This is a genomic window from Pseudomonas sp. NFPP12 (assembly GCF_900103205.1).
Lineage (GTDB): Bacteria > Pseudomonadota > Gammaproteobacteria > Pseudomonadales > Pseudomonadaceae > Aquipseudomonas > Aquipseudomonas protegens.
In genome coordinates this window covers 21,153-46,474 of the sequence record NZ_FMWW01000003.1, presented here as the reverse complement: position 1 = coordinate 46,474, position 25,322 = coordinate 21,153, and the positions used below count along the sequence as shown (strand labels likewise).

The following is a 25,322-nucleotide window of genomic DNA, read 5'->3' as shown; positions in this document are numbered from 1 at the left end:
CAGACGGCGGTGCAGCCTGACACGGCAAAAGTCGTTATCATAAGCGCCTCTTTGCCTGCCTTGCCATGGACACCATGACCGAGAACGACTATCTGATCGCCTGGGGGCTCTATGCCTTCGCCGCCTTGGGCTGCCTGCTGGTGTGGATGCGCCTGACCCGCTGGATGTGGCGCTGGCTGCGCGAGCCGCTGCGAGTGCTGGTGGCGGTGCTGCTGTTCAGCCCGACCATCATCGACCCGGTCAAGGAAAAATTTGCCCCGGCCGTGGCCATCACCGCCCTGGATATAGCCTTCAAGGTCGGCAACAACGCCTGGCGTGCGGTATCCGACCTGTTCATGTACGGCATGATCGCCTTTGGCGTCTACCTGCTGTTCGTGCTGATCCGCTGGCCCATCGAGCGCGCGGCCAGGGAGCGCCGGGAACGCAACGAAGCGGCGAAAGCTGCCGCCAAGGCTGCCGAAGTGGAGGATGACCAGCCCTTCGGTGGCGCCGGCAATGACCGTTACGGCCGCCAGCCTGCAGCCGGCACCCCCCTGAATACGCGGGTCGAACCGCGTTTGTAACGCTGCCCCCGGCATTGAAGCGAGAGTCCGAGCATGTGTGAGTTGTTGGGCATGAGCGCCAATGTACCGACCGATATCGTCTTCAGCTTTACCGGGCTGATGCAGCGCGGCGGCCGCACCGGCCCCCATCGCGACGGCTGGGGCATCGCTTTCTATGAAGGCCGCGGCCTGCGCCTGTTCCAGGACCCGGCGGCCAGCAGCGAGTCGGAAGTGGCCAACCTGGTTCAGCGTTACCCGATCAAGAGCGAAGTGGTGATCGGCCATATCCGCCAGGCCAACGTCGGCAAGGTCTGCCTGGCCAATACTCATCCTTTTGTCCGCGAGCTGTGGGGCCGCAACTGGTGCTTTGCGCACAATGGCCAGTTGGCGGATTTCCAGCCCCAGGCCAGCTTCTACCGCCCGGTAGGCGATACCGACAGCGAAGCGGCTTTCTGTGACCTGCTGAACCGGGTGCGGGCCGCCTTTCCCGAGCCGGTGGAAATCGAGGAGCTGCTGCCGACCCTGATCCAGGCCTGCAGCGAATACCGCAGCAAGGGCGTGTTCAACGGCCTGCTCAGCGACGGTGACTGGCTGTTCTGCTATTGCTCGACCAAACTGGCGCAGATCACCCGGCGCGCCCCATTCGGCCCGGCGCGGCTGAAGGATGTGGATGTGATCGTCGACTTCCAGGCCGAAACCACGCCCAACGACGTGGTCACGGTGATCGCCACTGAACCCTTGACCGAAAACGAAACCTGGACCCGCTACCAGCCGGGCCAGTGGAGCCTGTGGCGGCGCGGTGAATGCGTCAGCCATGGCCAGACCGAATAAGGACATCCCTATGTTGCTCAGTTATCTGCGGCTGGTGCTGTTCGCCGCCGGCCTGTTGATCGGTGTGCAAGTGCCGGGTTTCATCAGTGATTACGCCAAGCGCGTCGAGGCGCATCTGATCGAGTCGCAGCACAGCCTGCAGGGCTTCCAGGGCACCGCGCAGCAATTCTTCAAGGGCGACATGAACGCCCTGGTGGCCCATTACCGGGCCAGCGACGATCCGGTGTTTCGCAGCGATGCCGAGAGCCTGAGCGGCTTGCTCAGCCGCCAGCTGGCCCTGGACAAGCAATACCAGGCGATGCAGGGGCCCTGGTACATCCGCCTGCTGCAAGTGGCCCTGGCCCCCGACCCGGAAATCCGCAAGGAAACCTGGGACGGCTACAGCTACCAGATCCTGCTGACCCCGGAAGCCATGATCTGGGGTATCAGTGGCGCCTTGCTGCTGTCCTTCGGCCTGGAATGCCTGTACCGGCTGATCGACTGGGTAGTGCTGGGCGGCAAGCGCCTGCGCCAGAGCCGCCCGATTGAAGAGCGCGACCTCAAAGGCCTCTGACCCCCTGTAGGAGCCGGCTTGCCGGCGCAGGGGGCCGCGTGGCTTGTGCCTGACTGAAGATCGCCTTCGCTGGCAAGCCAGCTCCTACGGGAGCCGTATCGATTTTGTTTTCTGTGTAGGAGCCGGCTTGCCGGCGAAAGCGGCGCGCCTGACACACCGCTGCGCGCGGTTCGCTGGCAAGCCAGCTCCTACGAGGGGGGCGATGGCGATGTTCACTGGGGTTCGCTGAGCACCAGGTAATCCGCGCCGACCTTCTGCCCATAGCGCTGCACCACGCGCTGGCACAGCTCGACTATGTCCTCCACCAATTCCACTCCCACCCGCCACGACACCACCACTTGCAGGTTCGGCGGGCGCTGTTCGATGGCCAGCAGGGTCAGTTCGCCCCGGGCCAGTTCCTCGCGCACCAGCACCGGCGGCAGGGCGCCGATGCCGAAGCCGTCCCGCAGCAGGCGGGTGATGGCCGACACCGAGTTGACGCAGTTGAGCCGCGGCGCCAGCACGCCGTTGGCCTGCATCAGGCTCAGCACCTGCTGGTGGGGCAGGGAGTTCTTCGAGTAGGTGACGATCCGTTCCCGGGCCAGCTCGGCGACGTTGGCGTAGTCGCGGTTGTAGATCGAGTTGCTGGCGGCGATCCAGCCCATGGGATAGCTGGCCAGTTCCAGGCTGCGGATGCTTTCCTGGCGCAGCAGGTCGGTTTGCAGCACCAGGTCCAGAAAGCCCTTTTGCAACTGTTCGCACAGGTTCAGCGACGTGTCGGCCACCAGCTCGATTTCCACCTGCGGGTAGTGGTCCATCATCTCTGCCACCAGGGGGCTGAGCCAGGTGTGGATCACCGTATCCATGACCCCGATGCGAACCCGCCCGACCTTGCTCGACGGCGCTTGGATGGACTGTTTCAGCACCTGCAGGGTGTCGAGCATCTGCTCGGCGTGCTCCAGCACCTTGACGCCTTCCGGGGTCAGGCTGACGCCCCGGGAGTCGCGCAGGAACAGCTTCACGCCCAGCTCGCCCTCCAGCACCGCGATGCGGCTGGAGATCGCCGCCTGGGTGGTAAAGAGTTTTTCCGCGGTGTGGCTGAAGCTCTTCAGCCGCGCGACCCAGACGAAGGTTTCGAGGAACTTGAGGTTCATGGGATCAACTTTTCTTATGCATAAGGGCAGTTTTTATTAGTTGGACGCAGTTGGCGCTCGAGCCGAAGAATGCGCCAACCCACGATATGCGTCGTCGGGGCCCAGAACAACACCAATAAATTACCCTGGAGATCGCCATGAGTGCGCCCGAAACACTGGCCGCCAAGGCCCCGCGCCGCGCCGGCCCGTTTGACTGGTACCGGGACATCAACCAGCAGGAGCGCCGGACATTCTGGAGCTGCAAGCTCGGTTATGGCCTGGATGGCATGGACACGCAGATGCTCAGTTTCGTGATCCCGACCCTGATCGCACTGTGGGGCATCACCTCCGCCGAAGCCGGGCTGATCCATACCAGTACCTTGCTGGCCTCCGCCCTGGGGGGCTGGATCGCCGGGATCCTCTCCGACCGCATTGGCCGGGTACGCACGTTGCAACTCACGGTCCTGTGGTTCGCATTCTTTACCTTTTTGTGTGGCCTGGCGCAGAACTACGAGCAGTTGCTGATCGCCCGGACCCTGATGGGCTTCGGCTTCGGTGGCGAGTGGACCGCCGGGGCGGTACTGATCGGCGAGGTGATCCGTGCCAAGAACCGTGGCAAGGCGGTGGGCATGGTGCAGTCCGGCTGGGCCCTGGGCTGGGGCATAACGGCGTTGCTATATGCGCTGCTGTTTTCCCTGCTGCCGCCGGAAGACGCCTGGCGCGGGCTGTTCCTGCTGGGCATCCTGCCGGCGATCTTCGTGATTTTCGTCCGCCGCCTGGTCAAGGATCCTGAGGTCTATCGCCAAACCCGGGCCCGGGAAGAGCCCAGCAACCCGGCCCGGTTCTACGAGATCTTCGCCCCGGGGATCCTCAGCACCACCCTGCGCGCATCGCTGTTGGCGGCGGGGGCCCAGGGCGGCTACTACGCCATCACTTTCTGGCTGCCGACCTTCCTCAAGACCGAGCGCGGCCTGAGCGTGCTGAGCACCGGCGGCTACCTGGCCATGGTGATCTTCGGCTCCTACATGGGCTATGTGATCAGCGCCTACCTGACCGATATTCTCGGGCGCAAGAAGAACTTCGTACTGTTCGCCGCCGGCTCTTTCACCATCGTCCTGCTCTATACGCAAATGCCGGTGAGCAACGCGGTGATGCTCTGGCTGGGCTTTCCCCTGGGCTTTTTCGCCTCGGGCATCTTCAGCGGCATGGGAGCGTTCCTCACCGAACTGTTCCCCACCCGCATCCGCGGTTCCGGCCAGGGTTTCTGCTACAACAGCGGCCGGGCGCTGGCGGCGCTGTTCCCCCTGCTGATCGGCCTGCTCAGCCAGCATGTGCCGCTGGGCGCGGCCATCGGCACCTTTGCCGCGGTGTCCTACGGCGTGGTGGTGCTGGCAGCCTTGAGCCTGCCGGAAACCCGCGGCAAGGAACTTGAGGCACGCTAACTGATAATCTGCGGGGCATTGCCAGCGCTGCCCCGCAGCGGACCCCTTATAAAAAACACAGGAACACTGACCATGAGCCGCCTGTTATTGAATTGCGACATCGGCGAAAGCTTTGGCAACTGGACCCTGGGCCTGGATGCCGAAGTCATGCCCTTTATCGACTGCGCCAACATCGCCTGCGGTTTCCACGCCGGCGACCCGGGCATCATGCGCAAGACCGTGGCCCTGGCCCTGGCCAATGGCGTGCGCATCGGTGCGCACCCGGCCTACCAGGACCTGGCCGGCTTCGGCCGCCGCTCCATGAGCTACTCGCCCGAGGAGATCCAGGACCTGCTGCACTACCAGGTCGGAGCACTGGACGGCATCTGCCGGGCCCAGGGTGGCCGGGTCGAGTACGTCAAACCCCATGGCGCGATGTACAACGACATGATGGCCAAGCCTGCGCAACTGCGGGCGGTGATCCAGGCCGTGGCAGCCTACGACCCGCAACTGCCGCTGATGCTCATGGCCACCCGCGACAACAGCGCGGCCCAGGCCCTGGGCGATGAGTACGGCGTGACCCTGTGGTTCGAAGCCTTTGCCGACCGCGCCTACGACAACGCCGGGCATCTGGTGTCGCGGCAGTTGCCGGGGGCGGTGCACCATGACGCGCAAACCATCCTCCAGCAGGCCCTGACCATCGCCCGCGGCGAGCCCCTGGCCGCCAGCGACGGCAGCGCCTTGCTGCTGCACGCCAACACACTGTGCGTGCATGGCGACAACGCCAGTTCGGTGGCGGCGGTGCAGCGCATTCGCGAGGCCCTGAACCAGCAGTCCGGCCTATGAAGCCACAGGTTGAAGTAGTCGCCATCGACTGCCTGATGGTGCGGCTGTTCGAGGTGATCGCCGAGGACAACATGCCCTGGATGCTGGCCGCCGCCGAAGGGCTGCGGCGGGCCTTCGGCGAGTCTCTGGTCGACCTGGTGCCGTCCTATACCACGCTGATGGTGCATTACGATTTGCTGGCCCTGAGCCCGTCCGAGGCCCGGCAGCGGATCGAGATCGCCTTGGCCGACCTGGCGCCCGGCACCACCCAGGCCGGGCGCGAGCACGTGCTGCCGGTGTGGTACGACCTCAGTGTCGGGCCGGAACTGGTGCTGTTGTCCCGGCGCAGCGGGCTGCCGGTGGCCGAGGTGATCGAGCGTCACAGCCAGCGTGAATATCAAGTGTTTGCCCTGGGCTTCGCTCCCGGGTTTGCCTTCATGGGGCTGGTGGAGGAGGCGCTCGCGGCGCCGCGGCTGAACACCCCGCGCAAGCGGGTGGCGGCGGGCAGTGTGGGGATCGCCGAACGGCAGACCGCGGCTTACCCGGTGGTATCGCCGGGGGGCTGGAACCTGATCGGCCGCACCCCGAGCCGGTTGTTCGACCGCGAGCGCGACGGCTACAGCCTGATGCAACCGGGGGATCGGGTGCGCTTTGCCCCAGTGGAGCGGGCCGAGTTCCTGCGCCTGGGGGGCGATGACACGCCACTGGAGGTGCCGGCATGAGCCGACTGACGATCGAGGCCAGCACCCCGCTGTGCCTGCTGCAGGATGCCGGGCGCTTTGGCGTGCGCCACCTGGGCGTGACCCAGGGCGGGGCGCTGGACTGGGTGTCGATGTCCTGGGCCAACTGGCTGCTGGGCAATGCCCTGGATGCGCCGGTGGTGGAAATCACCCTGGGCGGTTTCACCCTGCAGGCCGAGGACTATTGCCTGCTGGCTTTGGCCGGGGCTGATCTTGGGGCCTATGTGGATGAGCGGCCTTTGACCCCGGGGCGCAGTTTCATCCTGCAAAAGGGCCAGCGGCTGCGATTCACCCAGCCATTTTCTGGGGCCCGGGCCTATCTGGCCGCCCCTGGCGGTTTCGACGCGCCCAAGGTGTTGGGCAGTTGCGCCAGTGTGTTGCGTGAAGCCCTGGGTGGCCCCGATGGTTATGGCCGCGCCCTGAGCGAGGGTGGGGTGTTGAGTTATTCGGGAGCTGGCGGTGCGCTCAAGAGCCTGTCGGCGGAACAACTGCCGGATTGGCAATCCGCTGCACCGCTGGAGGTGATCCTGGGGGCGCAGATCGGCCAGTTCAGCGGTCTGAGCCTGTTCGATGCCTTCAATAGCAGTTGGAGCCTGGACAGCCGGGCCGACCGCATGGGCGCGCGCTTGCTCGGGCCGGTCTTGCAGTATCAGGGCCGGCCGATGATTTCCGAGGGCATTCCCCTGGGGGCGATTCAGGTGCCGCCGGACGGCCAGCCGATCGTCCTGCTCAATGACCGCCAGACCATTGGCGGCTATCCGCGATTGGGAGCGTTGACGCCGCTATCACTGGCGCGGTTGGCGCAGTGCCTGCCGGGCAGCGAGGTGCGCCTGGCGCCGGTGGTGCAGGAAACGGCGCATCGGCAGCAGGTGGCGTTCCTGCGCCGGTTCGGGTGAGGGGCTGAAAGCTTCGCCGGCAAGCCGGCTCCTACATCACCCTGTAGGAGCCGGCTTGCTGGCGAACGGGTTTATTTGGACAGGAAGCGCATGCCTTCTTCCAGGCCACGCAGGGTTAGCGGGTACATCTGGTCTTCGATCAACTCGCGAACGATATTGGTTGAAGCGGTGTAGCCCCAGGTGTCCTTGGGATAGGGGTTGATCCAGATGAGCTTCTTGTACTTCTCCATGAAGCGCTGCATCCACACGTAGCCGGCTTCTTCGTTCCAGTGCTCCACGCTGCCGCCGGCCTGGGTGATTTCATAGGGCGCCATGGCGGCATCCCCGACGAAGATCACTTTGTAGTCGGCGCCGTACTTGTGCAGCAGGTCCCGGGTCGAGGTGCGCTCGGAGCCGCGGCGCATGTTGTTCTTCCACACCGATTCATAGATGAAGTTGTGGAAGTAGTAGTACTCCAGGTGCTTGAACTCGGTCTTGCAGGCCGAGAACAGTTCCTCGCAGATCTTCACGTGGGCATCCATGGAACCGCCGATGTCGAACAGCAACAGCAACTTGATGCTGTTGCGCCGTTCCGGGCGCATCTGGATGTTCAGCAGCCCGGCATCCCGGGCGGTGTGGTCGATGGTGCCGTCGATGTCCAGCTCCTCCGCCGCACCCTGGCGCGCGAACTTGCGCAGCCGGCGCAGGGCCACCTTGATGTTGCGGGTGCCCAGTTCCACCGAGTCGTCGAGGTTCTTGTACTCGCGCTGGTCCCAGACTTTCACCGCCTTGCCCTGGCGCTTGCCGGCATCGCCGACGCGGATGCCTTCCGGGTTGAAGCCACCGGAGCCGAACGGGCTGGTGCCGCCGGTGCCGATCCACTTGTTGCCGCCGGCATGGCGTTCCTTCTGTTCTTCCAGGCGTTTCTTGAACTCTTCGATGAGTTTGTCCAGGCCGCCCAGGGACTGGATCTGCGCCCGCTCTTCATCCGTCAGCGAGCGCTCGAACTCCTTGCGCAGCCAATCCTCGGGGATCAGCGCCTGCAGGTGGTCGTCGAGTTTTTCCAGGCCGTTGAAGTAGGCGCCGAAGGCCCGGTCGAACTTGTCGAAATGCCGTTCGTCCTTCACCAGGATCGCCCGGGCGAGGTAGTAGAACTCGTCCATGTCGGCGAAGGTCACGCGCTGCTTGAGCGCGTTGATCAGGTCCAGCAGCTCGCGCACCGACACCGGCACCTTGGCCGCGCGCATTTCATTGAACAGGTTGAGCAGCATGGCATCAGCCTCTTAACGACTACCGCGACGGCTCATGAACGCCAGGCGTTCGAGCAATTGCACATCCTGCTCGTTCTTCACCAGGGCGCCGGCCAGGGGCGGGATGGCCTTGGTCGGATCGCGCTCGCGCAGCACCGCTTCGCCGATGTTGTCGGCCATCAGCAGCTTGAGCCAGTCCACCAGTTCCGAGGTCGAGGGCTTCTTCTTCAGGCCCGGCACTTTGCGCACATCGAAGAACACGTCCAGGGCTTCGCTGACCAGGTCCTTCTTGATGTCCGGGTAGTGCACATCGACGATCTTCTGCAGGGTGGTGCGGTCGGGGAAGGCGATGTAGTGGAAGAAGCAGCGACGCAGGAAGGCGTCCGGCAGCTCTTTCTCGTTGTTGGAGGTAATGATGATGATCGGCCGCTGCTTGGCCTTGATGGTCTCGTCGATCTCGTAGACGTAGAACTCCATCTTGTCCAGTTCCTGCAGCAGGTCGTTGGGGAACTCGATGTCGGCCTTGTCGATCTCGTCGATCAGCAGGATCACCCGCTCCTCGGATTCGAAGGCCTCCCACAGCTTGCCCTTCTTCAGGTAGTTGCGAATGTCGTGCACCTTGTCCACGCCCAGTTGCGAATCGCGCAGGCGGCTGACCGCGTCGTACTCGTACAGGCCCTGGTGGGCCTTGGTGGTGGACTTGATGTGCCAGGTGATCAGCTTGGCGCCGAAGGATTCGGCCAGTTGCTCGGCAAGCATGGTCTTGCCGGTGCCGGGTTCGCCCTTGACCAGCAGCGGACGCTCCAGGGTGATGGCGGCATTGACTGCCAGCTTCAGGTCATCGGTGGCGACATATGCGCTGGTGCCTTCGAACTTCATCTGCAATTCCTCGAACGGTGACGGCGAGCTGCCCGGGGCAGGTCGATTGAATGGGGAGTGATGGCGCGACTATAACGCGCTGCCCGGTCGACTGTGAACGTGGACGCCCCATTCAGTCTCTGAATGGAGCGTCACGGGGTGACTCAGTCAGGCGACGGCTTGGGCTGCTCGTAGCGGGCATTGAAGGCCTGGATGAAACCGTTGCGCAATATCTGCAAAAACGCCTGGAACGCGCTGATATCTTGCTGGTGCACGCTGCCACTGAGCTCGACCCGGGTGGCGAACTGGTTCTTGCGCTGGTTCTTCAGGAGGTTTTCCCCGGCGCCCACCAGGGCCTCCCACACCGAGCGGAAAATGCTCTTGTTGCGGTTCTCCACGTCCTGCTGCCAGTTGAAGACTTCCACGTCCCGCAACAGCGGCTTGATATAGCCGTGCAACTGGCCCTTCTCGGCCTGGGCTTCGATCACCACGTCACCGTGCCCGGCATTGAAGTCGAACTTGCCGTAGGCCGAGGCGAAGTCGTTGAAGCGCTTGAGCTCGATATCCCGGGCCCGCAGGCGGAACTCGAAGTTCTCGAAGTTGCTCAAGGGGTCGAAGGTGGCGGTGCTTTCCATGGGCGCCTGGCCCTGGAGCAGGGCCTTGCCGTCGAAGCGCGCATCGCGCTTGCCCTGGGTGTCCACCACGTTGGTCAGGTTGTAGAAGCTGGCGTTGACCTGGGTCGCGCCGATGTTCACCGGCGGCTTGGAGCTGAAGTTGCGGAAGTGGATCTTGCCGTCATCGATCCGCACTTCGTCGAGGGTGATGGGCAGCAGCTTGCCCAGTTGGGCTCGCCAGTCGGTGCCCTCACCGGTCTGCGATGCCTGCTTGTCGGCCCCGCCGTCGACGAAGTTCAGCTCCGGCTGGATGAACTGCACCTTGGCCACTACCGCGTGGTCGTACCACAGCGAATGCCAGCTCACCGAGAGGTCGATCAGCGGCGCCTTGACGAAGGGCACCGGCACCTTGCCGCTGACCTTGACGATCTCCAGCCCGTTGATGCGGTAGGCGCCGCGCCACAGGGCCAGGTCGATGTCGCTGATGCATCCGCGGTAGTCGCCCATGTCCGCCAGCTTGTCGTTCAAGTAGTCGCGCACCAGGTAGGGCAGGGCGATGTGCAGGGCCACCAGCAGCAGCACCAGGCTTGCCAGGACCCACAGGGGCCAACGGTAACGAGCTTTCATGATCAGCAGCCTCCAGCCGTATACAGGCATTGACTGCGTCCGTTGGCAGACGTTCGAGTCAATATTCCCGGGGTGGCCCGGGGCGCAGGTTCGGGGAACGCAGGAGCCGGGCCATGAACTCGGCGTCGCTGATGTGTCTCTTGCATAGGCACGACCGGCCCGGCTGGCCCGGGTGTTGCGCGACTGGACGCTCAAGGGCGCCAGGCATACCCTTGGGGACTTCTTCACTGCTGCATAAGGACCCAGCCATGAGCCGAATTTTTGCTGATAACGCCCATTCCATCGGCAATACGCCCTTGGTGCAGATCAACCGCATCGCCCCGCGCGGGGTGACCATCCTGGCCAAGATCGAAGGGCGCAACCCGGGCTATTCGGTGAAGTGCCGGATCGGCGCGAACATGATCTGGGACGCCGAAAGCAGCGGCAAGCTCAAGCCGGGCATGACCATCGTCGAGCCCACGTCGGGCAACACCGGGATCGGCCTGGCCTTCGTCGCCGCCGCCCGTGGCTACAAGCTGATGCTGACCATGCCGGCGTCCATGAGCATCGAGCGGCGCAAGGTGCTCAAGGCCCTGGGCGCCGAGCTGGTGCTCACCGAGCCGGCCAAGGGCATGAAGGGGGCGATCGAAAAGGCGGCGGAAATCGTTGCCAGCGACCCGGCCAGGTACTTCATGCCGCAGCAGTTCGATAACCCGGCCAACCCGGCGATCCACGAAAAGACCACCGGTCCGGAAATCTGGAACGATACCGACGGCGCGGTGGACGTGCTGGTGGCCGGGGTTGGCACAGGGGGCACCATCAGCGGTGTGTCGCGCTACATCAAGAAGACCCAGGGCAAGCCGATTCTCTCGGTGGCGGTGGAGCCGGCGACTTCTCCGGTGATCACCCAGAAACTCGCCGGTGAAGAGATCAAGCCCAGCCCCCACAAGATCCAGGGCATCGGCGCCGGTTTCGTGCCCAGGAACCTGGACCTGGCAATGGTCGACCGGGTGGAACTGGTGACCGATGAAGAGTCCAAGGCCATGGCCCTGCGGCTGATGCAGGAAGAGGGCATCCTCTGCGGCATCTCCTGCGGCGCGGCGATGGCGGTGGCGGTACGCCTGGCGGAAACCCCGGAAATGCAGGGCAAGACCATCGTGGTGATCCTGCCGGACTCCGGTGAGCGCTACCTGTCGAGCATGCTTTTCAGCGACCTGTTCACCGAGCAGGAAAACCAGCAGTAAGCACGGATCAGGCATTCGCCCGCAGGAGCCGGCTTGCCGGCGAATGCTGACCCATATCAGGCCAGGGCCTGGCTGCTTATGCTACTTAACGCCTTTGTTGCATAACCGTTAACGCTGAATGTTGGGTTGTGCGGGTTTTTCCAGGGCCCAGGAGTGTTTATCATTGCCGGCTGCCAGGTCGGGTGAACGCTCCCCCTACAGGTGCCTATTTCCAAGGAGTCGTTGCATGAGCTTTTCCTTTACCGCCAAGGTCGCGGTGTTGTCGCTGTTCGTCGGCAGCATTCTCTACGTGCACCTGCGCGGCAAGGCGCGTCTGCCGGTACTGCGCCAGTTCGTCAACCATTCGGCGCTGTTCGCCCCCTATAACGCCCTGATGTACCTGTTCTCCGGGGTGCCTTCCAAGCCGTACCTGGACCGCAGCAAGTTTCCCGAGCTGGACATCCTGCGGGACAACTGGGAAGTGATCCGCGAAGAGGCCATGCACCTGTTCGACGAGGGTTACATCCGCGCCGCCGAGAAGAACAACGATGCCGGTTTCGGTTCCTTCTTCAAGAAGGGTTGGAAGCGCTTCTACCTCAAGTGGTACGACAAGCCGCTGCCCTCGGCCGAGGCCCTGTGCCCGAAGACCGTCGAGCTGGTGAGCGCGATTCCCAACGTCAAGGGCGCGATGTTCGCGCTGTTGCCCGGCGGCAGCCACCTCAACCCGCACCGCGATCCCTTCGCCGGTTCCCTGCGTTATCACCTGGGCCTGTCGACCCCCAACTCCGACGCCTGCCGGATCTTCGTCGATGGCCAGGAGTACGCCTGGCGCGACGGTGAAGACGTGATGTTCGACGAGACCTACGTGCATTGGGTGAAGAATGAAACCGAGATCACCCGGGTGATCCTGTTCTGTGACATCGAGCGTCCGCTGAGCAGCCGCCTGATGACCCGCATCAACCGTTGGGTCAGCGCCCAATTGGGCCGCGCCACCGCGCCGCAGAACCTGGATGACGAGCGTGTCGGCGGGATCAACCAGGCCTACGCCTGGAGCAAGCGCTTCAGCGACAGCTTCAGTGGCGTGGTCAAGCAGTGGAAGCGCCGCCATCCCAAGCTGTACCGCATCCTGCGCCCGGTGCTGGCAGTGGTGGTGCTGGTAGTCCTGTGGAAGTGGCTGTTCGGATAAATCTTGCAATGAATATCGGGCGCTGGTTATATTCGGCGTCCGATGAGTCCAGCGACTCAGGTTTTTCCTCTCTCGAGAACCATCAGTACATGGCTTTTTCCCTTCTCAACGCGGTAGTGGTTTCAGCGGTCAACGCTGGCGTCGTGCCGTGCGGGAATCAGCAGCCTGTGCAGATCGGTCATTACCCCCCACCTGTCAGTAGCACGCCGGTGTACGCAGTCGTATCACCGCCGGGCGTTGGCTTCTCGGGCTGATCAGCAACCGCTGCTGTTCCCTGCGCCCGCCTGAAAAAACACTACTGAACTTCAGCCTCGGCTGAATTGGCTTCTTGCCTGATTACAGGTGGTTTTCATGTTGCTCATTTCAAAAAAGTCCGCGCTCGCGGCCGCTTCCACGAGCCTGTTCGTCCTGCTCTGGAGCAGTGGCGCCATCTTCTCCAAATGGGGCCTGGCCCACGCTTCACCCTTTGCCTTCCTGCTGCTGCGCTTCGTCATTGCGCTGATCGGCCTGATGCTGCTGGCGCCCCTGCTCAAGCTCAGGTTGCCCCGTGGGCGCCGGGCCATGGGCTTTGCCGTGGCCACCGGCCTGGTGCTGCTGGGGGCCTACCAGATCTTCTACATCCTGGCCCTGGACCTGAAGGTGACCCCCGGGGTCATGGCCACCATCATGGGGGTGCAGCCGATCCTCACGGTGGTGCTGGTGGAGCGCCAGCGCTCCTGGAGCCGGCTGTTTGGCCTGAGCCTGGGGCTTGCCGGGCTGGTGATGGTGGTCTACCAGAGCATCGGCCTGGCGGGGATGTCCATCACCGGCATGTTGTGCGGGCTGCTGGCCCTGGTCAGCATGACCGCCGGTTCGATCATGCAGAAACGCATCACCGACAATCCCCTGGGCACGCTGCCGGTGCAGTACTTGGCAGGGCTGCTGCTGTGCGCGCTGTTCGTGCCGTTCCAGCCGTTTCACTTCGAGCACAGTGCAGGTTTCGTGATTCCACTGCTGTGGATGGGGCTGGTGGTGTCGGTGCTGGCCACGCTGTTGCTGTATCGGCTGATTGCCCAGGGCAACCTGGTGAATGTCACCAGCCTGTTCTACCTGGTGCCCGCGGTGACCGCGCTGATGGACTACCTGTTCTTCGGCAACCGCCTGGGGCTGCTGAGCCTGGTGGGCATGGGCCTGATCATCGTCGGGCTGGTGTTCGTGTTCCGCAAGCAGCCTTGACCGCCCTGGGCGGCGTGAGCTCTGCGCGCCGTCGCTGACGACACCGGCCGGGCGCAATGCCCGGTCGGTTGTTTTCCCTATTTATGGAATGAAGGGTCGACTTTTATGTCGAATGGTGGCCATATGGCATCATTGTCGAAAAGGTACTCGCCAACTGCATTGGGACAGGGCTTCAGCGCCGCGCGGGGCAGCTCGAAGAGTCGCCTGAGCAACGCTTGCAGGTGGTTTTGATAACCAATTGATTGGACTTCTTTTCTAATGCTTCCAAACAGTCCATCAGACTTTTCTCAAAAGCTAAAGCTCGTACCTAGACTGACGATACAGTCCTTACACACAAGGAGAGTCAGGATGAACGTAGCGCTTGCTTCCACTGCTTTGAGTCTGTTCCTTGGGCTATCGGGCAGTTGCCTTGCCGCCACTCCCTCAGGGCAAGGCATCATCCGTTTTTACGGCAAGATCGTAGAGTCCAACTGCTCCTCCAATGCTGCCAGCGATGGGCTGAACTTGCGTCAGTGCCCTCAGGGCTCGCGTGGGGGATCCATTGACGTTCGGCGGGTCGGCCGGCTGGCCAGCGCCAGCGGCCCGGGAAACTCCGTAGTCAAGGTCAAGCTCCTGGCCGACAGCGGGCGCGAGGGGCGCTATTACGACCAGCACTATGCCTTTGTCGACCAGGCAGGCAAGGCCGTGACCTCGGGCGCCTACCTGATCACCCTGAGTGTTCCTTGAAGCCGCAACCGGCTGCAGCCTCTGGCCATAGCACGCCAAGCTGCGGGCCTGGCTGCCGCCCGATCAGCGATATGGCGCGGCGTAGCCGCCGCACCGTGGTCATGGCCGGGTCAGAACTGGTAGCTAGCGTTCAGGCGCAGGCCGTGCTCGCTGGACGCATCACCCAGTTGCGCGCTGTATGCGGCGCCCAGGCTCAACTCAGGGGTCAGCCGGGTTTCCACGCCCGCTTCGAGTACTGCACTGTTGCGTGAATAGGCCACGCCTTCGACACGGAATGCATCACTTGCGTCGAAACGATAGGTGTTGGCCGGTGTGACGCCGGCCAAGGCATGTTTCCAGCCGGCACTGGCAAATAGGCTGAGCGACTTGCCGCTGTCCAGTGGCTTGCTGGCACTGGCACGCAACCCCAGGGTGGCGAACGTTTGTTGGTCCGAGACCTGTTTGGCGCTCAGGGCCGCGAGGCCTCCATGTTCCTTGAAGCCATCGCTCTTGACCTGCACGTGGGTCAGGTTGGCAAAGGGTTCCAGCTGTACTGAAGGGCCGAAGTCCAGGCGCCGGCCCACTTCTCCGAACGCCTGCAGGGTGTCGGCTTGATGGGTGGACTGCAGATGGTCGCTGTAGCCGGCAAAGTTCACCGAACGCTTGGCATCGATCCGGCTCCAGGTGTAGGCCAGGCCGCCACGCAGGTCGAAGTTGCTGACCTGGGCCCCGCCATAGACCCCCAGGTGGATATTGTCGTTGTCGCTGGAAGCATCCCGTGACGAGCTTTTCAGTTCCGTTCGGCTGTAACCGGTTAACGCGCCGATATGACCGCTGTCACCGACCTGGGTGTCGACACCGGCGAGCACGCCCTGGGTGTCGCTGCGTAATCTGGCGACATTGCTGTCCCCCTTGATCTCCCCCCAGTTGCCCAGCGTGGTGATCCAGGGGGTCAGGCCTGAATCGCTGTCACGGCTGGCGCCACTGTCCTGGGTGGCGGTCACCGAACGTAGGCGACTGTTTGCCGCGTCACGGACCAGGCGGCTGTCCTGGATCAGCGCCGAACGGGTCGAACTGTGGAAATCCCCGGACAGTTGCTCGAAGGCCGCGCGGGCCTGGTGATCGTCGGGCAGGTAGGCGATGGCCTCGAATAGTTTGTTGTGCACCGGTGGCGTCAGAGCCGGTACGGCAGAACCCTTCAGGCTTTGCAGCGCAGTGGCCGTGGCGCGCTGGTTGCGCGAGAGGGCGGCGTCCTGGAACAGACGGGTCTGCTGTACATCCAGGTAGGCGTTGTGGCTGTCGTAGTTATCCACCAGATTGTAGAACGTCGAGACTCGGGTATCGCCGGTCAGGTTGTAGCGACCGCTCAGGCCCTGCTGGGTCGCGAGGATCAGGTAGCGCCTGTCCAGCTCATAGCGGGCGCTGTCGAGCTTGTCGGCGTTGACGATGCTGCCTGCGTCCAGCCGCGCTGCCCCGTTCACCTGCAGTCGGTCGTTGGCGCCAGTGCTCAGCAGTTCGGTGTAGAAGGTCGAGCCGCTGTGCTGGTCCAGGTTGCCAGACACGGTGAGGGTGCCGATGTCGTTACCCGGGGCCACTGTGGCACCGTCGTGCAGGGTGACATTGCCGACCTGGCCATTGCCGGCCAGGGTCGCGCCCGCATGCACGTCGGTGGAGCCACCGAGGGTGCCGTTGACTGCGAGGATACCGGCTTCGACCTGGCTCTGGCCGTGGAAGTTGGAGCTGTTGCCGCTCAGTTCGGTGCGGCCGGTACCGCGCTTGTTGAGCGTACCGCTACCCGCCATTGAGCCCCCGAAGCGGTAGCTGTCGGCGCGGTTCAACACCAGGCTGCCGGGCGCATCGATCTGCACGTCACCGAGAATCGAGCCGCTGCGGCCGCCGCTTGTGCCGGCACCCAGTTGCAGGGTGCCGTTGCTGATCAGCGTGCCGCCGCTGTAGGTGTTTTCTGCGGTGAGCACGGTGGTACCGGTACCACGTTGCTCGACTGAGCCGCTACCGGAAATCACCTGGTCGTACTGGTACGAGTTGTTGCGATCGAACACCACCTGGCCATCGTTGCCGATATCGCTCAGTACTGCGCCGGCACTGCCGTTGTGGGCGCCGATGTGCAGGCTGGCGTTGCGATCAACCTGCACCTGTCCGGCCATGGCGTTGTTCAGCAGCAGTTCGCCACCCTGGACATGCAGTTCGCCGCTGAAGGTGCTGGAGTCACCGTTGAACAGGGTCTGTCCGGCGATGTGGCTGATGCGTCCATGGCCTTCGAAGCCGGCGTCGAACGAGTGGTCGCTGTCGCTATGGTTGAACTGGACCAGCCCCTGGCCCAGGCCGAAGATCACCCGTGTTGCATCCAGTTGGCCCGCAGCCCGAGCGTCAGCGGCATTGGCGCTGGCCGCCCCCACATAGAGCGCAGCGCTGGCGCTGGCGTCCCGGGCAATCTGCAGGGCGCCGCTGCCGACCCTGGCCTGGCCTTGATCGGCCAGCGTCAGGGCCGCCTTGCCGCTCTGGCCCAGGGTCATGTTGCCGGAGACGTTCAATTGGCTGCCTGCGCCACTGATGTTGATAGCGCTGGTGGCGCCTGGGGCAGCCGCCACAATGCTGTCCCGAGCGTTGACCTGAGCGCCGTTGCCGACGGTCAGCGAACCGTTGCCGGCACCGCCGACAGTCAATGTCTTGTCGCTGGTCAGGGTTGCACCGCCATCGACGTTGAGCGCGCCAGATGCACCCTGCTCGGCGCTGATCAGAGCATTGCCCTGGGTGTGGGCTCGCGAGCCGCTGCCCAGGTTCAACTCGCCGGACCCGCTTTTGCCGACGATCAAGTCGCCGGCTGTGCCCAGTCTCGCGCCGTTGTTGAATGAGGCCTTGCCCACGGCGCCTTGTACGCTGCCCAGGGTAAGTGCGTCGGCGATTTCCAGCCAGCCGTTGCCGCCCACATTCAACTGGCCCAGGCCATTGCTGCTGGTGCCGACGTTGAGACTACCGATCATTTGTGCGCTATCCAGTTGCGCGACATCGTTGGTTCCCCTGCTGAGCGGCCTGTCAACGTTGACGACTTCATTGCTGGCGGGAGCGCCCTTGCTCCAGTTGCCATTTCTCTCCCAGGCGTTGTCTTCGTTGACCCGATAGGCGTTGCCGTTCGGGTCGACTGCCAGGTGGTAGGCATCCCCGGTCCAGGTCGTATCGGCAAGGACCGCGGGGGATAACGAACTCAGTGCTAGAGCGACAGCGGTCGTGGTACTGGCGTATTTGAAATGGTTCTTTTGCAACATTTTATTCTTCAAGGCGATGCCTGTTCAGTCGAGGGTTTGAAAACAACATTGAGCGTGTTGGCAAATAGCGTTGTGCAAGGGGGGAGTTACAGCGTTGGAGGGGCTAACTCTCGAGACGAAATAAGAACTATTGGGTTGTGAGTTGTCCTAGGCTCGTGCTGTAAAAAAAGTCCGACTCGAGTGTTGTATTCATGCAAGTTCTGGCGGTGTTGGAACGGTCCGGGAAGTTGCAGTGGGTTCGGTGGTTCAACGAGGATAGGGGCGTGCTACAGGCAGGGGCAGAGGGGGGATGGAGTATTTTGGGGGAGTAAGGAATGTCTGATTAAAGGCGCAGAATCGTCTTTGTTATTTGTAGGTTGTTTAAGTTGTTTTAGATTGGAAGTGTCTGATACTTGATTTCTGGATCAGTAGAATTTCATCTTTCCAGATTTTTTGCGGGGGAGTGTGGCGAGGATGGAAGTGTGTTTTAGATGAGACGGTGGGGGGGAGTGCTTGAAAGTTGTTTTTAACTTTCCTGGTTATTCCACCACCGCAGGTATCTGGGGGAGATCAGCGATCGGTCAGTTATTCGCTCGGGATGGCCCGGGGTCCCGGCCTGAGCACCAGCCACAGCGCGGCGGCAATCAGCGCGCCGCCATACAGGTGGGCCATGGACAGCGGCTCGTCCAGCAGCAAGGCGCCCCACAGTACGCCGAATGGCGGGATCATGAAGGTCACGGTCATCGAGCGCACCGGGCCGATGGCGCTGAGCAGGCGGAAATACAGCACGTAGGCAAACGCGGTGCAGCCCAGCCCCAGCCCCAAAAGCGATAGCCATACGCTCCAGCCACCCCAGCTGGGGGGCGGCTGGTTGATGGCGTTGTAGGCGAACAGCGGCAACAGCAGCAGGGTCGCTCCCAGCATGCTGCCCAGGGCCGACAGGCGGCTGTCCAGGCCGCCGGCCTGGTCCAGCCAGCGTCGGGCGAGGAACCCGGCGAAGCCGTAGCAGGTGGTGGCCATCAAGCAGGACAGGGCGCCCAGCAGCAGGTCTCGGTCGAAGGCCACGGGGCCGGCGCGGGTCAGGATGCCGACGCCGAGCAGGCCCAGGCAGACCCCGGCGAATTTGCTCGGGGTCAGGCGTTCATGGAAAAACAGGCCGCCGATCAACACCCCCATCAACGGCGTGGTGGCATTGAAGATCGCCGAGTAGCCGGCGGGCAGCACCTGGGCCGCCACCGAGTACATCGTCGCGGGTATCCCGGAGTTGATCACCCCGAGCAGCAGCACGGTCTTGAGCTTGCCGCGAAAGCTCCAGTCGACCCGCATCAACGCCAGCATCACCAGCAGCCCGAGCGCGGCGATGGACACCCGGAAGAAGGCCGTGGGCACGCTGCCCAGCACCGGGGCGATGATGCGCATGAACAAGAAGCTCGCGCCCCAGATGGCGGCCAGCGACAGCAGGCGCAGCAGATCGACAGGTTTCACAGGAGGTTCCTTGGGTTCGGGGCGAGGGATCTTGCCCAGCGTGGCCGGGCATGGCAAACCTTATTGGCGCACGGGGCGAAGAAAACCCGCACCCCGATTGTTGCGTTCAATCCTGCGTTGCAGAGGCCTGGAGACAGAGCGACCGCCGGGTCATTTTTCGGCGTACGTCCCATCACAAAAATACGCTTCTCTTCACCTCGTTTCACTGGCTAAGCTCTGGCATCGTAAATTCCCGCAGAGGTCTCTTTATGTCGCAGTCATGGCCCGCCGCCGATATCGCTCGAATGATCCTCGATGGCTTCGACGATTACCGCGAGCACTTTCGCCAGATCACCGACGGTGCCCGGCAACGCTTCGAGCAGGCGCAGTGGCAGCAAGCGCAAAAGGCCTCGGCAGCGCGGATCAACCTGTATGAAGAGAAGGTGGGCGAGACCGTGGCGCGCCTGCACCAGGCCTTCAGCACCGAGTCGCTGATGGATGTCAGCCAGTGGCCACTGGTGAAAAGCGCCTACATCAGCCTGATCGACCTGCGCTTTGACGATGAGCTGTCCGAGACCTGGTACAACTCGATCTTCTGCGGCCTGTTCAGCCACGACCTGATCAGCGATGGCTGCATGTTCATCCACACCACCCGGCCCAGCCTGCGCCGGGCCCGGGCCGCACAGACCCGCAGCTACAAGCCCCAGGGCGAACTGGCGACGATGCTCGAACAGGTGTTCGCCGACTACCGCTTCAGCGAGGACTACGCCGACCTGCCGGGGGACCTGCGGCGCCTGGAGGCGCAGTTGCGGGAGAACCTGCCGGACTGGGTGTGCAAGGACCCGGAACTGACCCTGGAACTGTTTTCCTCGGTGCTCTACCGCAACAAGGGTGCCTACCTGGTGGGGCGCATCTTCACCCATGAAGAACAGTGGCCGCTGGTGATCCCGCTGCTGCACCGCGAAGGTCGGGGGATCCAGATCGACGCGCTGATCACCGACGAGGCGGACGTCTCGATCATCTTTTCCTTCACCCGTTCCTACTTCATGGTGGACGTGCCGGTGCCGGCGGAATTCATCGGCTTCCTCAAGCGCATCCTGCCGGGCAAGCACATCGCCGAGCTGTACACCTCCATCGGTTTCTACAAGCACGGCAAGTCGGAGTTCTACCGTGCCCTGATCAACCACCTGGCCAGCACCGACGATCGCTTCATCATGGCCCCCGGGGTGCGCGGCATGGTCATGAGCGTGTTCACCCTGCCGGGCTTCAACACCGTGTTCAAGATCATCAAGGACCGCTTCTCGCCGTCGAAGAACGTCGACCGGGCCACGGTGATCGAGAAATACCGGCTGGTGAAAAGCGTGGATCGGGTGGGCCGCATGGCCGATACCCAGGAGTTCGCCGACTTCCGCTTCCCCCTGAGCAAGTTCGACCCGGCGTGCCTTGAGGAACTGCTGGAAGTGGCGCCCTCCACGGTGGCGGTGGAAGGCCAGACGGTACTGATCCGCCACTGCTGGACCGAGCGGCGCATGACCCCGCTCAACCTCTACCTGGAGCATGCCAACGAAGCCCAGGTGCGCGAGGCCCTGGAGGACTACGGCCTGGCGATCAAGCAGCTGGCGGCGGCCAACATCTTCCCCGGCGACATGCTGCTGAAGAACTTCGGCGTCACCCGCCATGGCCGGGTGGTGTTCTATGACTACGACGAAATCTGCTTCCTCACCGAAGCCAACTTCCGCCACATTCCGGCCCCCCGTACCCCGGAAGATGAAATGGCTTCCGAGCCCTGGTACTCCATCGGCCCCCACGACGTGTTCCCCGAGGAGTTCCCGCCGTTCCTGTTCGCCGATGCCGGCCAGCGCAAGCTGTTCGACCAGCTGCACGGCGAGCTGTACAACGCCGATTACTGGAAGGGCCTGCAGGAGGCCATCCGCGCCGGCAAGGTGATCGATGTCTTCCCTTACCGGCGCCAAGGCCTGGAAGACGAATAAGTAGACGTGCAGGAGCCGGCTTGCCGGCGAAGGCGCCCTCACTGGCCCCTTCGCCGACAAGCCGGCTCCTACGTATTGCATGGACTTTTCTGCGACAATCGCGCCCTGCCTAAATAGACGACCCTTGCGTACCTGATGACTGACGAATCGCCTGCAATCGACCAACTGCTGAAAAACCTCGATCAAGCCATGCTCGGCGACCGTCACCGGTTGCGCCGGCAGTTGCTCGAACTGCGCAAGAAGCCCGACGAGGCCAAGCTCGCCCAGTGGCTGGAGCGCATGCAGGCTTCCTGCAACCTGGTGACGGCGCGGCGCCAGAGCGTGCCGCAGATCCGCTATGACGACAGCCTGCCGATTGCCGCCAAGCGCGACGAGATCAAGGAGGCGCTGCTCAAGCATCAGGTGCTGATCATTGCCGGCGAGACCGGCTCGGGCAAGACCACCCAGTTGCCGAAGATCTGCCTGGAAATCGGTCGTGGCCAGCATGGCCTGATCGGCCATACCCAGCCCCGGCGGATTGCCGCCCGCAGCGTGGCCAGCCGGGTCGCCGAAGAGCTGGCCACGCCCCTGGGCTCGCTGGTGGGCTACCAGGTGCGCTTCGAGGACCAGAGCGATTCCAGCACCCTGATCAAGCTGATGACCGACGGCATCCTGCTGGCGGAAACCCAGAACGATCGCTACCTGGAACGCTACGACACGATCATCGTCGACGAGGCCCATGAGCGCAGCCTGAACATCGACTTCCTCCTCGGCTACCTCAAGACCCTGCTGCCGCGGCGCCCGGACCTGAAGGTCATCATCACCTCGGCGACCATCGACCTTGAGCGCTTCTCCAAGCACTTCGATAACGCGCCGATCGTCGAGGTCTCCGGCCGTACCTTCCCGGTGGAAACCTGGTATCGCCCGTTGACCCTGGAACAGGACGAGGAGGGCAACCGGGTCGAGGACGACCTCACGGTGGACCAGGCGATCCTCGCCACCCTGGATGAAATCGCCGCCCATGAACGCAGTGAAAGGCGCAGCCCCGGGGACGTGCTGGTGTTCCTGCCCGGCGAGCGGGAGATCCGCGACGCCGCGGAGATGCTGCGCAAGGCCCAGCTCAAGCACACCGAGATCCTGCCGCTGTACGCGCGCCTGTCGCCGGCGGAACAGCAGCGCATCTTCCAGTCCCACCCGGGCCGCCGCGTGGTGCTGGCCACCAACGTCGCCGAAACCTCGCTGACCGTGCCGGGCATCCGCTACGTGATCGACAGCGGCACTGCGCGCATCAGCCGCTACAGCTACCGGGCCAAGGTCCAGCGCCTGCCCATCGAGGCGATTTCCCAGGCCAGCGCCAACCAGCGCAAGGGCCGTTGCGGCCGGGTCGAACCGGGGATCTGCGTGCGCCTGTACAGCGAGGAAGATTTCCTCGGCCGGCCGGAATTCACCGACCCGGAGATCCTGCGTACCAACCTGGCGGCGGTGATCCTGCAGATGCTGCACCTGCGCCTGGGGGAAATCACCGCCTTCCCGTTTATCGAACCGCCGGATGGCAAGGCCATCAGCGACGGTTTCAACCTGCTGCAGGAACTCTCGGCAGTCGACCGCAACAGCCAGCTGACACCACTGGGCCGGCAACTGGCGCGCCTGCCGGTGGATCCGCGCATGGGCCGCATGCTGCTGGAAGCGGCCAAGCTCGGCAGCCTCCAGGAAGTGCTGATCGTCGCCAGCGCCATGTCGATCCAGGACCCCCGCGAGCGTCCGCCGGAGCGCCAGCAGGCCGCCGACCAGGCCCACGCCCAGTGGAAGGACGTGGATTCGGACTTCGCCGGGCTGGTCAACCTGTGGCGCGGCTTCGAAGAACAGCGCCAGGCCCTCACCGCCAGCCCGCTGCGCAACTGGTGCCGCAAGAATTTCCTGAACTACCTGCGCCTGCGCGAGTGGCGTGATTCGCACCGGCAATTGAGCCTGATCTGCCGCGACCTGCAACTGAGCCTGAACAAGGAGCCGGCGGACTACCCGAAACTGCACAAGGCGGTGCTGGTAGGCCTGCTCAGCCAGATCGGCCAGAAGACCGAAGACGGCGACTACCTGGGGGCCCGCCAGCGGCGCTTCTGGATCCACCCGTCCTCGGGCCTGGGCAAGAAGCGCCCGCAATGGCTGATGACCGCCGAGCTGGTGGAAACCACCAAGCTCTATGCGCGCATGGTGGCCAGGATCGAGCCGGACTGGATCGAGCCCCTGGCCGGCCATCTGGTGAAGAAGAACCACTTCGAGCCCCATTGGGAGAAGAAGCGCGGTCAGGTAGTGGCCTATGAGCAGATCACCCTGTTCGGCCTGATCGTGGTCGGCCGCCGGCCAGTGCATTACGGCCCGGTGGACCCGGTGGTGTCCCGCGAGCTGTTCATCCGCGAGGCCCTGGTGCGTGGCGAAATCCAGTCCAAGGCCAAGTGCCTGAGCGCCAACACCCAACTGCTGGAACAGCTCGATGCCCTGGAAGCCAAGGCCCGGCGCCGCGACATCCTGGCCGACGAGGAAACCCTGTTCGCCTTCTACGACGCGCGCCTGCCAGCGGAGATCCACCAGACCGCGACCTTCGACAGCTGGTACCGGGTGCACAGCCAGAAGAACCCGCAGTTGTTGATCATGCGCGAGGAAGACGTGCTGGCCCGCGAGGCCAGCGAGGTCACCGCCAAGCAGTACCCGGACACCCTGCATATCGGTGACCTGGAACTGGCCCTGAGTTACCACTTCGAACCCAACCATCCCCGGGACGGCGTGACCCTGCGGGTGCCGGCGCCGCTGCTGCCGGCACTGCCCGCCGAACGCCTGGAATGGCTGGTGCCGGGGCTGATCGAGGCCAAGTGCATCGCCCTGGTGCGCAACCTGCCCAAGGCCCTGCGCAAGAACTTCGTGCCGGTGCCGGACTTCGTCAAGGCCGCCCTGCAGCGCATGGTCTTCGCCGAGGGCTCCTTGCCCCAGGCCCTGGGCCGCGAGCTGCTGCGCATGACCGGCGCGCGGGTCAGCGACGAGGCCTGGAGCGAAGCCGAACAACAGGTGGAAAGCCACCTGCGGATGAACCTGGAAATCGTCGACGCCCAGGGCAAGTTCCTCGGCGAAGGCCGCGACCTGGCCGAACTGACCGCGCGTTTCGCCGAAGCCAGCCAGGCTGCCCTGGCGGTGCCGCAGACTGCCAAGAGCCAGCAACCGGTGCAAGCCAAGGTATTTGCCGCGGTGGCGGAAAAGACCCAGCAGAAGATCGCCGGGCTGTCGATGACGGTGTACCCGGCCCTGGTGGAGGAGGCGGGTACGGTCAAGGAAGGGCGCTTCTCCACCGCTGCCGAAGCCGAGTTCCAGCATCGCCGGGCCTTGCAGCGCCTGCTGTTGCAGCAACTGGCCGAGCCGGCCAAGTTCCTGCGGGGCAAGTTGCCGGGCCTTACCGAGCTGGGCCTGCTGTACCGCGAACTGGGCCGGGTCGATGCGCTGGTGGAGGACATTCTCCTGGCCAGCCTCGACAGTTGCATTCTTGAAGGCGAGGCCGTGCTGCCTCGGGATGGCGCGGGCCTGGCCTCCCTGGCCGAGCGCAAGCGTGGTGCCTGGACCGAGCACGCCGAGCGCCTGGCACGCCTGACCCTGGAGATCCTCAAGCTCTGGCACGGCCTGCAAAAGCGCTTCAAGGGCAAGATCGACCTGGCCCAGGCCGTGGCCCTCAACGACATCAAGGCCCAGCTGGCGAACCTGGTGTACCCGGGCTTTGTCCGGGAAACCCCGGCCCTGTGGCTCAAGGAACTGCCGCGTTACCTCAAGGCCGTGGAACTGCGCTTCGAGAAACTCGGCAGCCAGGTGCAGAAGGACCGGGTCTGGAGCAGCGAGCTCACGGGCCTGTGGAGCCAGTACCAGACCCGGGCCCAGAAGCATGCCCAGGAAGGCAAGCGCGACCCGCAGCTGGAGCTGTACCGCTGGTGGCTGGAGGAGTACCGGGTGTCCCTGTTCGCCCAGCAGTTGGGGACCAAGGTGCCGATTTCCGACAAGCGCCTGAGCAAGCAGTGGAGCCTGGTCGACGCCTGAT

Annotated in this window: 19 protein-coding genes; 13 read left to right on the top strand and 6 right to left on the bottom strand. The window is 63.7% G+C overall.

Going from position 1 to position 25,322, the window contains the following annotated elements:
* The first annotated feature begins 65 nt into the window (after window positions 1-65).
* From BLS75_RS12985 to BLS75_RS12975, 3 genes are read left to right on the top strand one after another with little or no spacing between them, the layout of a single operon-like run.
* Window positions 66-563 carry a hypothetical protein gene (locus tag BLS75_RS12985; RefSeq protein WP_011059846.1) on the top strand — a complete coding sequence of 166 codons (498 nt, stop codon included), beginning with the start codon at window positions 66-68 and terminating at the stop codon, window positions 561-563.
* A gap of 33 nt (window positions 564-596) precedes the next feature.
* Entirely contained in the window at window positions 597-1,373 is a 777-nt protein-coding gene (locus BLS75_RS12980; protein ID WP_011059847.1) for a class II glutamine amidotransferase, read from the top strand.
* Between the two features lie 10 nt (window positions 1,374-1,383).
* The gene (locus BLS75_RS12975) at window positions 1,384-1,926 is read left to right on the top strand and encodes a DUF2937 family protein (protein WP_011059848.1); all 543 of its coding nucleotides are present in this window, start codon (window positions 1,384-1,386) and stop codon (window positions 1,924-1,926) included.
* Between the two features lie 212 nt (window positions 1,927-2,138).
* Here the strand turns inward: BLS75_RS12975 and BLS75_RS12970 are convergent, their stop codons facing one another.
* Window positions 2,139-3,059, bottom strand: coding sequence for a LysR family transcriptional regulator (locus tag BLS75_RS12970; RefSeq protein WP_053156822.1), 921 nt, complete (start codon window positions 3,057-3,059; stop codon window positions 2,139-2,141).
* A gap of 137 nt (window positions 3,060-3,196) precedes the next feature.
* On the opposite strand from BLS75_RS12970, the gene BLS75_RS12965 reads away from it, so the two are divergent.
* The 4 genes from BLS75_RS12965 to BLS75_RS12950 all read left to right on the top strand — a co-directional run bounded on the left by BLS75_RS12965 (window position 3,197) and on the right by BLS75_RS12950 (window position 6,920).
* Window positions 3,197-4,480 (top strand): MFS transporter, encoded by a 1,284-nt coding sequence (locus BLS75_RS12965; RefSeq protein ID WP_011059850.1) that lies wholly within the window; start codon window positions 3,197-3,199, stop codon window positions 4,478-4,480.
* Between the two features lie 72 nt (window positions 4,481-4,552).
* Window positions 4,553-5,305: a 5-oxoprolinase subunit PxpA gene (locus BLS75_RS12960; RefSeq protein WP_011059851.1), complete on the top strand. Its 753-nt coding sequence runs from the start codon at window positions 4,553-4,555 to the stop codon at window positions 5,303-5,305.
* Window positions 5,302-6,006, top strand: coding sequence for a 5-oxoprolinase subunit B family protein (locus BLS75_RS12955; protein WP_072451007.1), 705 nt, complete (start codon window positions 5,302-5,304; stop codon window positions 6,004-6,006). The genes BLS75_RS12960 and BLS75_RS12955 overlap by 4 nt, the downstream gene beginning before the upstream one ends.
* Window positions 6,003-6,920 carry a 5-oxoprolinase subunit C family protein gene (locus BLS75_RS12950; RefSeq protein ID WP_072451006.1) on the top strand — a complete coding sequence of 306 codons (918 nt, stop codon included), beginning with the start codon at window positions 6,003-6,005 and terminating at the stop codon, window positions 6,918-6,920. The genes BLS75_RS12955 and BLS75_RS12950 overlap by 4 nt, the downstream gene beginning before the upstream one ends.
* A gap of 71 nt (window positions 6,921-6,991) precedes the next feature.
* Here BLS75_RS12950 and BLS75_RS12945 read toward each other — a convergent pair whose 3' ends face one another.
* From BLS75_RS12945 to BLS75_RS12935, 3 genes are all read right to left on the bottom strand, one after another.
* A complete protein-coding gene (locus BLS75_RS12945; protein ID WP_072451005.1) occupies window positions 6,992-8,170 on the bottom strand; it encodes a vWA domain-containing protein in 1,179 nt (392 codons plus the stop codon).
* A gap of 12 nt (window positions 8,171-8,182) precedes the next feature.
* On the bottom strand, window positions 8,183-9,028 hold the full coding sequence (locus BLS75_RS12940) for an AAA family ATPase (RefSeq protein ID WP_011059855.1): 846 nt from the start codon (window positions 9,026-9,028) through the stop codon (window positions 8,183-8,185).
* A 143-nt stretch (window positions 9,029-9,171) separates the two neighbouring features.
* Window positions 9,172-10,248, bottom strand: a complete 1,077-nt coding sequence (locus BLS75_RS12935; RefSeq protein WP_072451004.1) for a DUF748 domain-containing protein — start codon at window positions 10,246-10,248, stop codon at window positions 9,172-9,174.
* A 248-nt stretch (window positions 10,249-10,496) separates the two neighbouring features.
* Here BLS75_RS12935 and cysK point away from each other — a divergent pair, with 248 nt between their 5' ends.
* The 4 genes from cysK (at window position 10,497) to BLS75_RS12915 (ending at window position 14,577) form a co-directional block, all read left to right on the top strand.
* On the top strand, window positions 10,497-11,471 hold the full coding sequence (cysK, locus tag BLS75_RS12930; RefSeq protein WP_011059857.1) for a cysteine synthase A: 975 nt from the start codon (window positions 10,497-10,499) through the stop codon (window positions 11,469-11,471).
* A 226-nt stretch (window positions 11,472-11,697) separates the two neighbouring features.
* The gene (locus tag BLS75_RS12925) at window positions 11,698-12,636 is read left to right on the top strand and encodes an aspartyl/asparaginyl beta-hydroxylase domain-containing protein (RefSeq protein WP_011059858.1); all 939 of its coding nucleotides are present in this window, start codon (window positions 11,698-11,700) and stop codon (window positions 12,634-12,636) included.
* Window positions 12,637-12,987: 351 nt separating this feature from the next.
* On the top strand, window positions 12,988-13,851 hold the full coding sequence (locus BLS75_RS12920) for a DMT family transporter (RefSeq protein ID WP_072451003.1): 864 nt from the start codon (window positions 12,988-12,990) through the stop codon (window positions 13,849-13,851).
* A gap of 348 nt (window positions 13,852-14,199) precedes the next feature.
* The gene (locus tag BLS75_RS12915; protein WP_072451002.1) at window positions 14,200-14,577 is read left to right on the top strand and encodes a hypothetical protein; all 378 of its coding nucleotides are present in this window, start codon (window positions 14,200-14,202) and stop codon (window positions 14,575-14,577) included.
* 110 nt (window positions 14,578-14,687) lie between these two features.
* On the opposite strand, the gene BLS75_RS12910 is transcribed toward BLS75_RS12915, so the two are convergent.
* Both BLS75_RS12910 and BLS75_RS12905 read right to left on the bottom strand, forming a co-directional pair.
* Window positions 14,688-17,840: an autotransporter outer membrane beta-barrel domain-containing protein gene (locus tag BLS75_RS12910; RefSeq protein ID WP_072451001.1), complete on the bottom strand. Its 3,153-nt coding sequence runs from the start codon at window positions 17,838-17,840 to the stop codon at window positions 14,688-14,690.
* Between the two features lie 564 nt (window positions 17,841-18,404).
* Entirely contained in the window at window positions 18,405-19,304 is a 900-nt protein-coding gene (locus BLS75_RS12905; RefSeq protein WP_072451000.1) for a DMT family transporter, read from the bottom strand.
* 248 nt (window positions 19,305-19,552) lie between these two features.
* Between BLS75_RS12905 and aceK the strand changes: the two genes are divergently transcribed.
* A complete protein-coding gene (gene aceK / locus BLS75_RS12900; RefSeq protein ID WP_011059868.1) occupies window positions 19,553-21,274 on the top strand; it encodes a bifunctional isocitrate dehydrogenase kinase/phosphatase in 1,722 nt (573 codons plus the stop codon).
* A gap of 135 nt (window positions 21,275-21,409) precedes the next feature.
* Entirely contained in the window at window positions 21,410-25,321 is a 3,912-nt protein-coding gene (gene hrpA, locus BLS75_RS12895) for an ATP-dependent RNA helicase HrpA (protein WP_019093328.1), read from the top strand.
* The last annotated feature ends 1 nt before the right edge of the window (window position 25,322 follow it).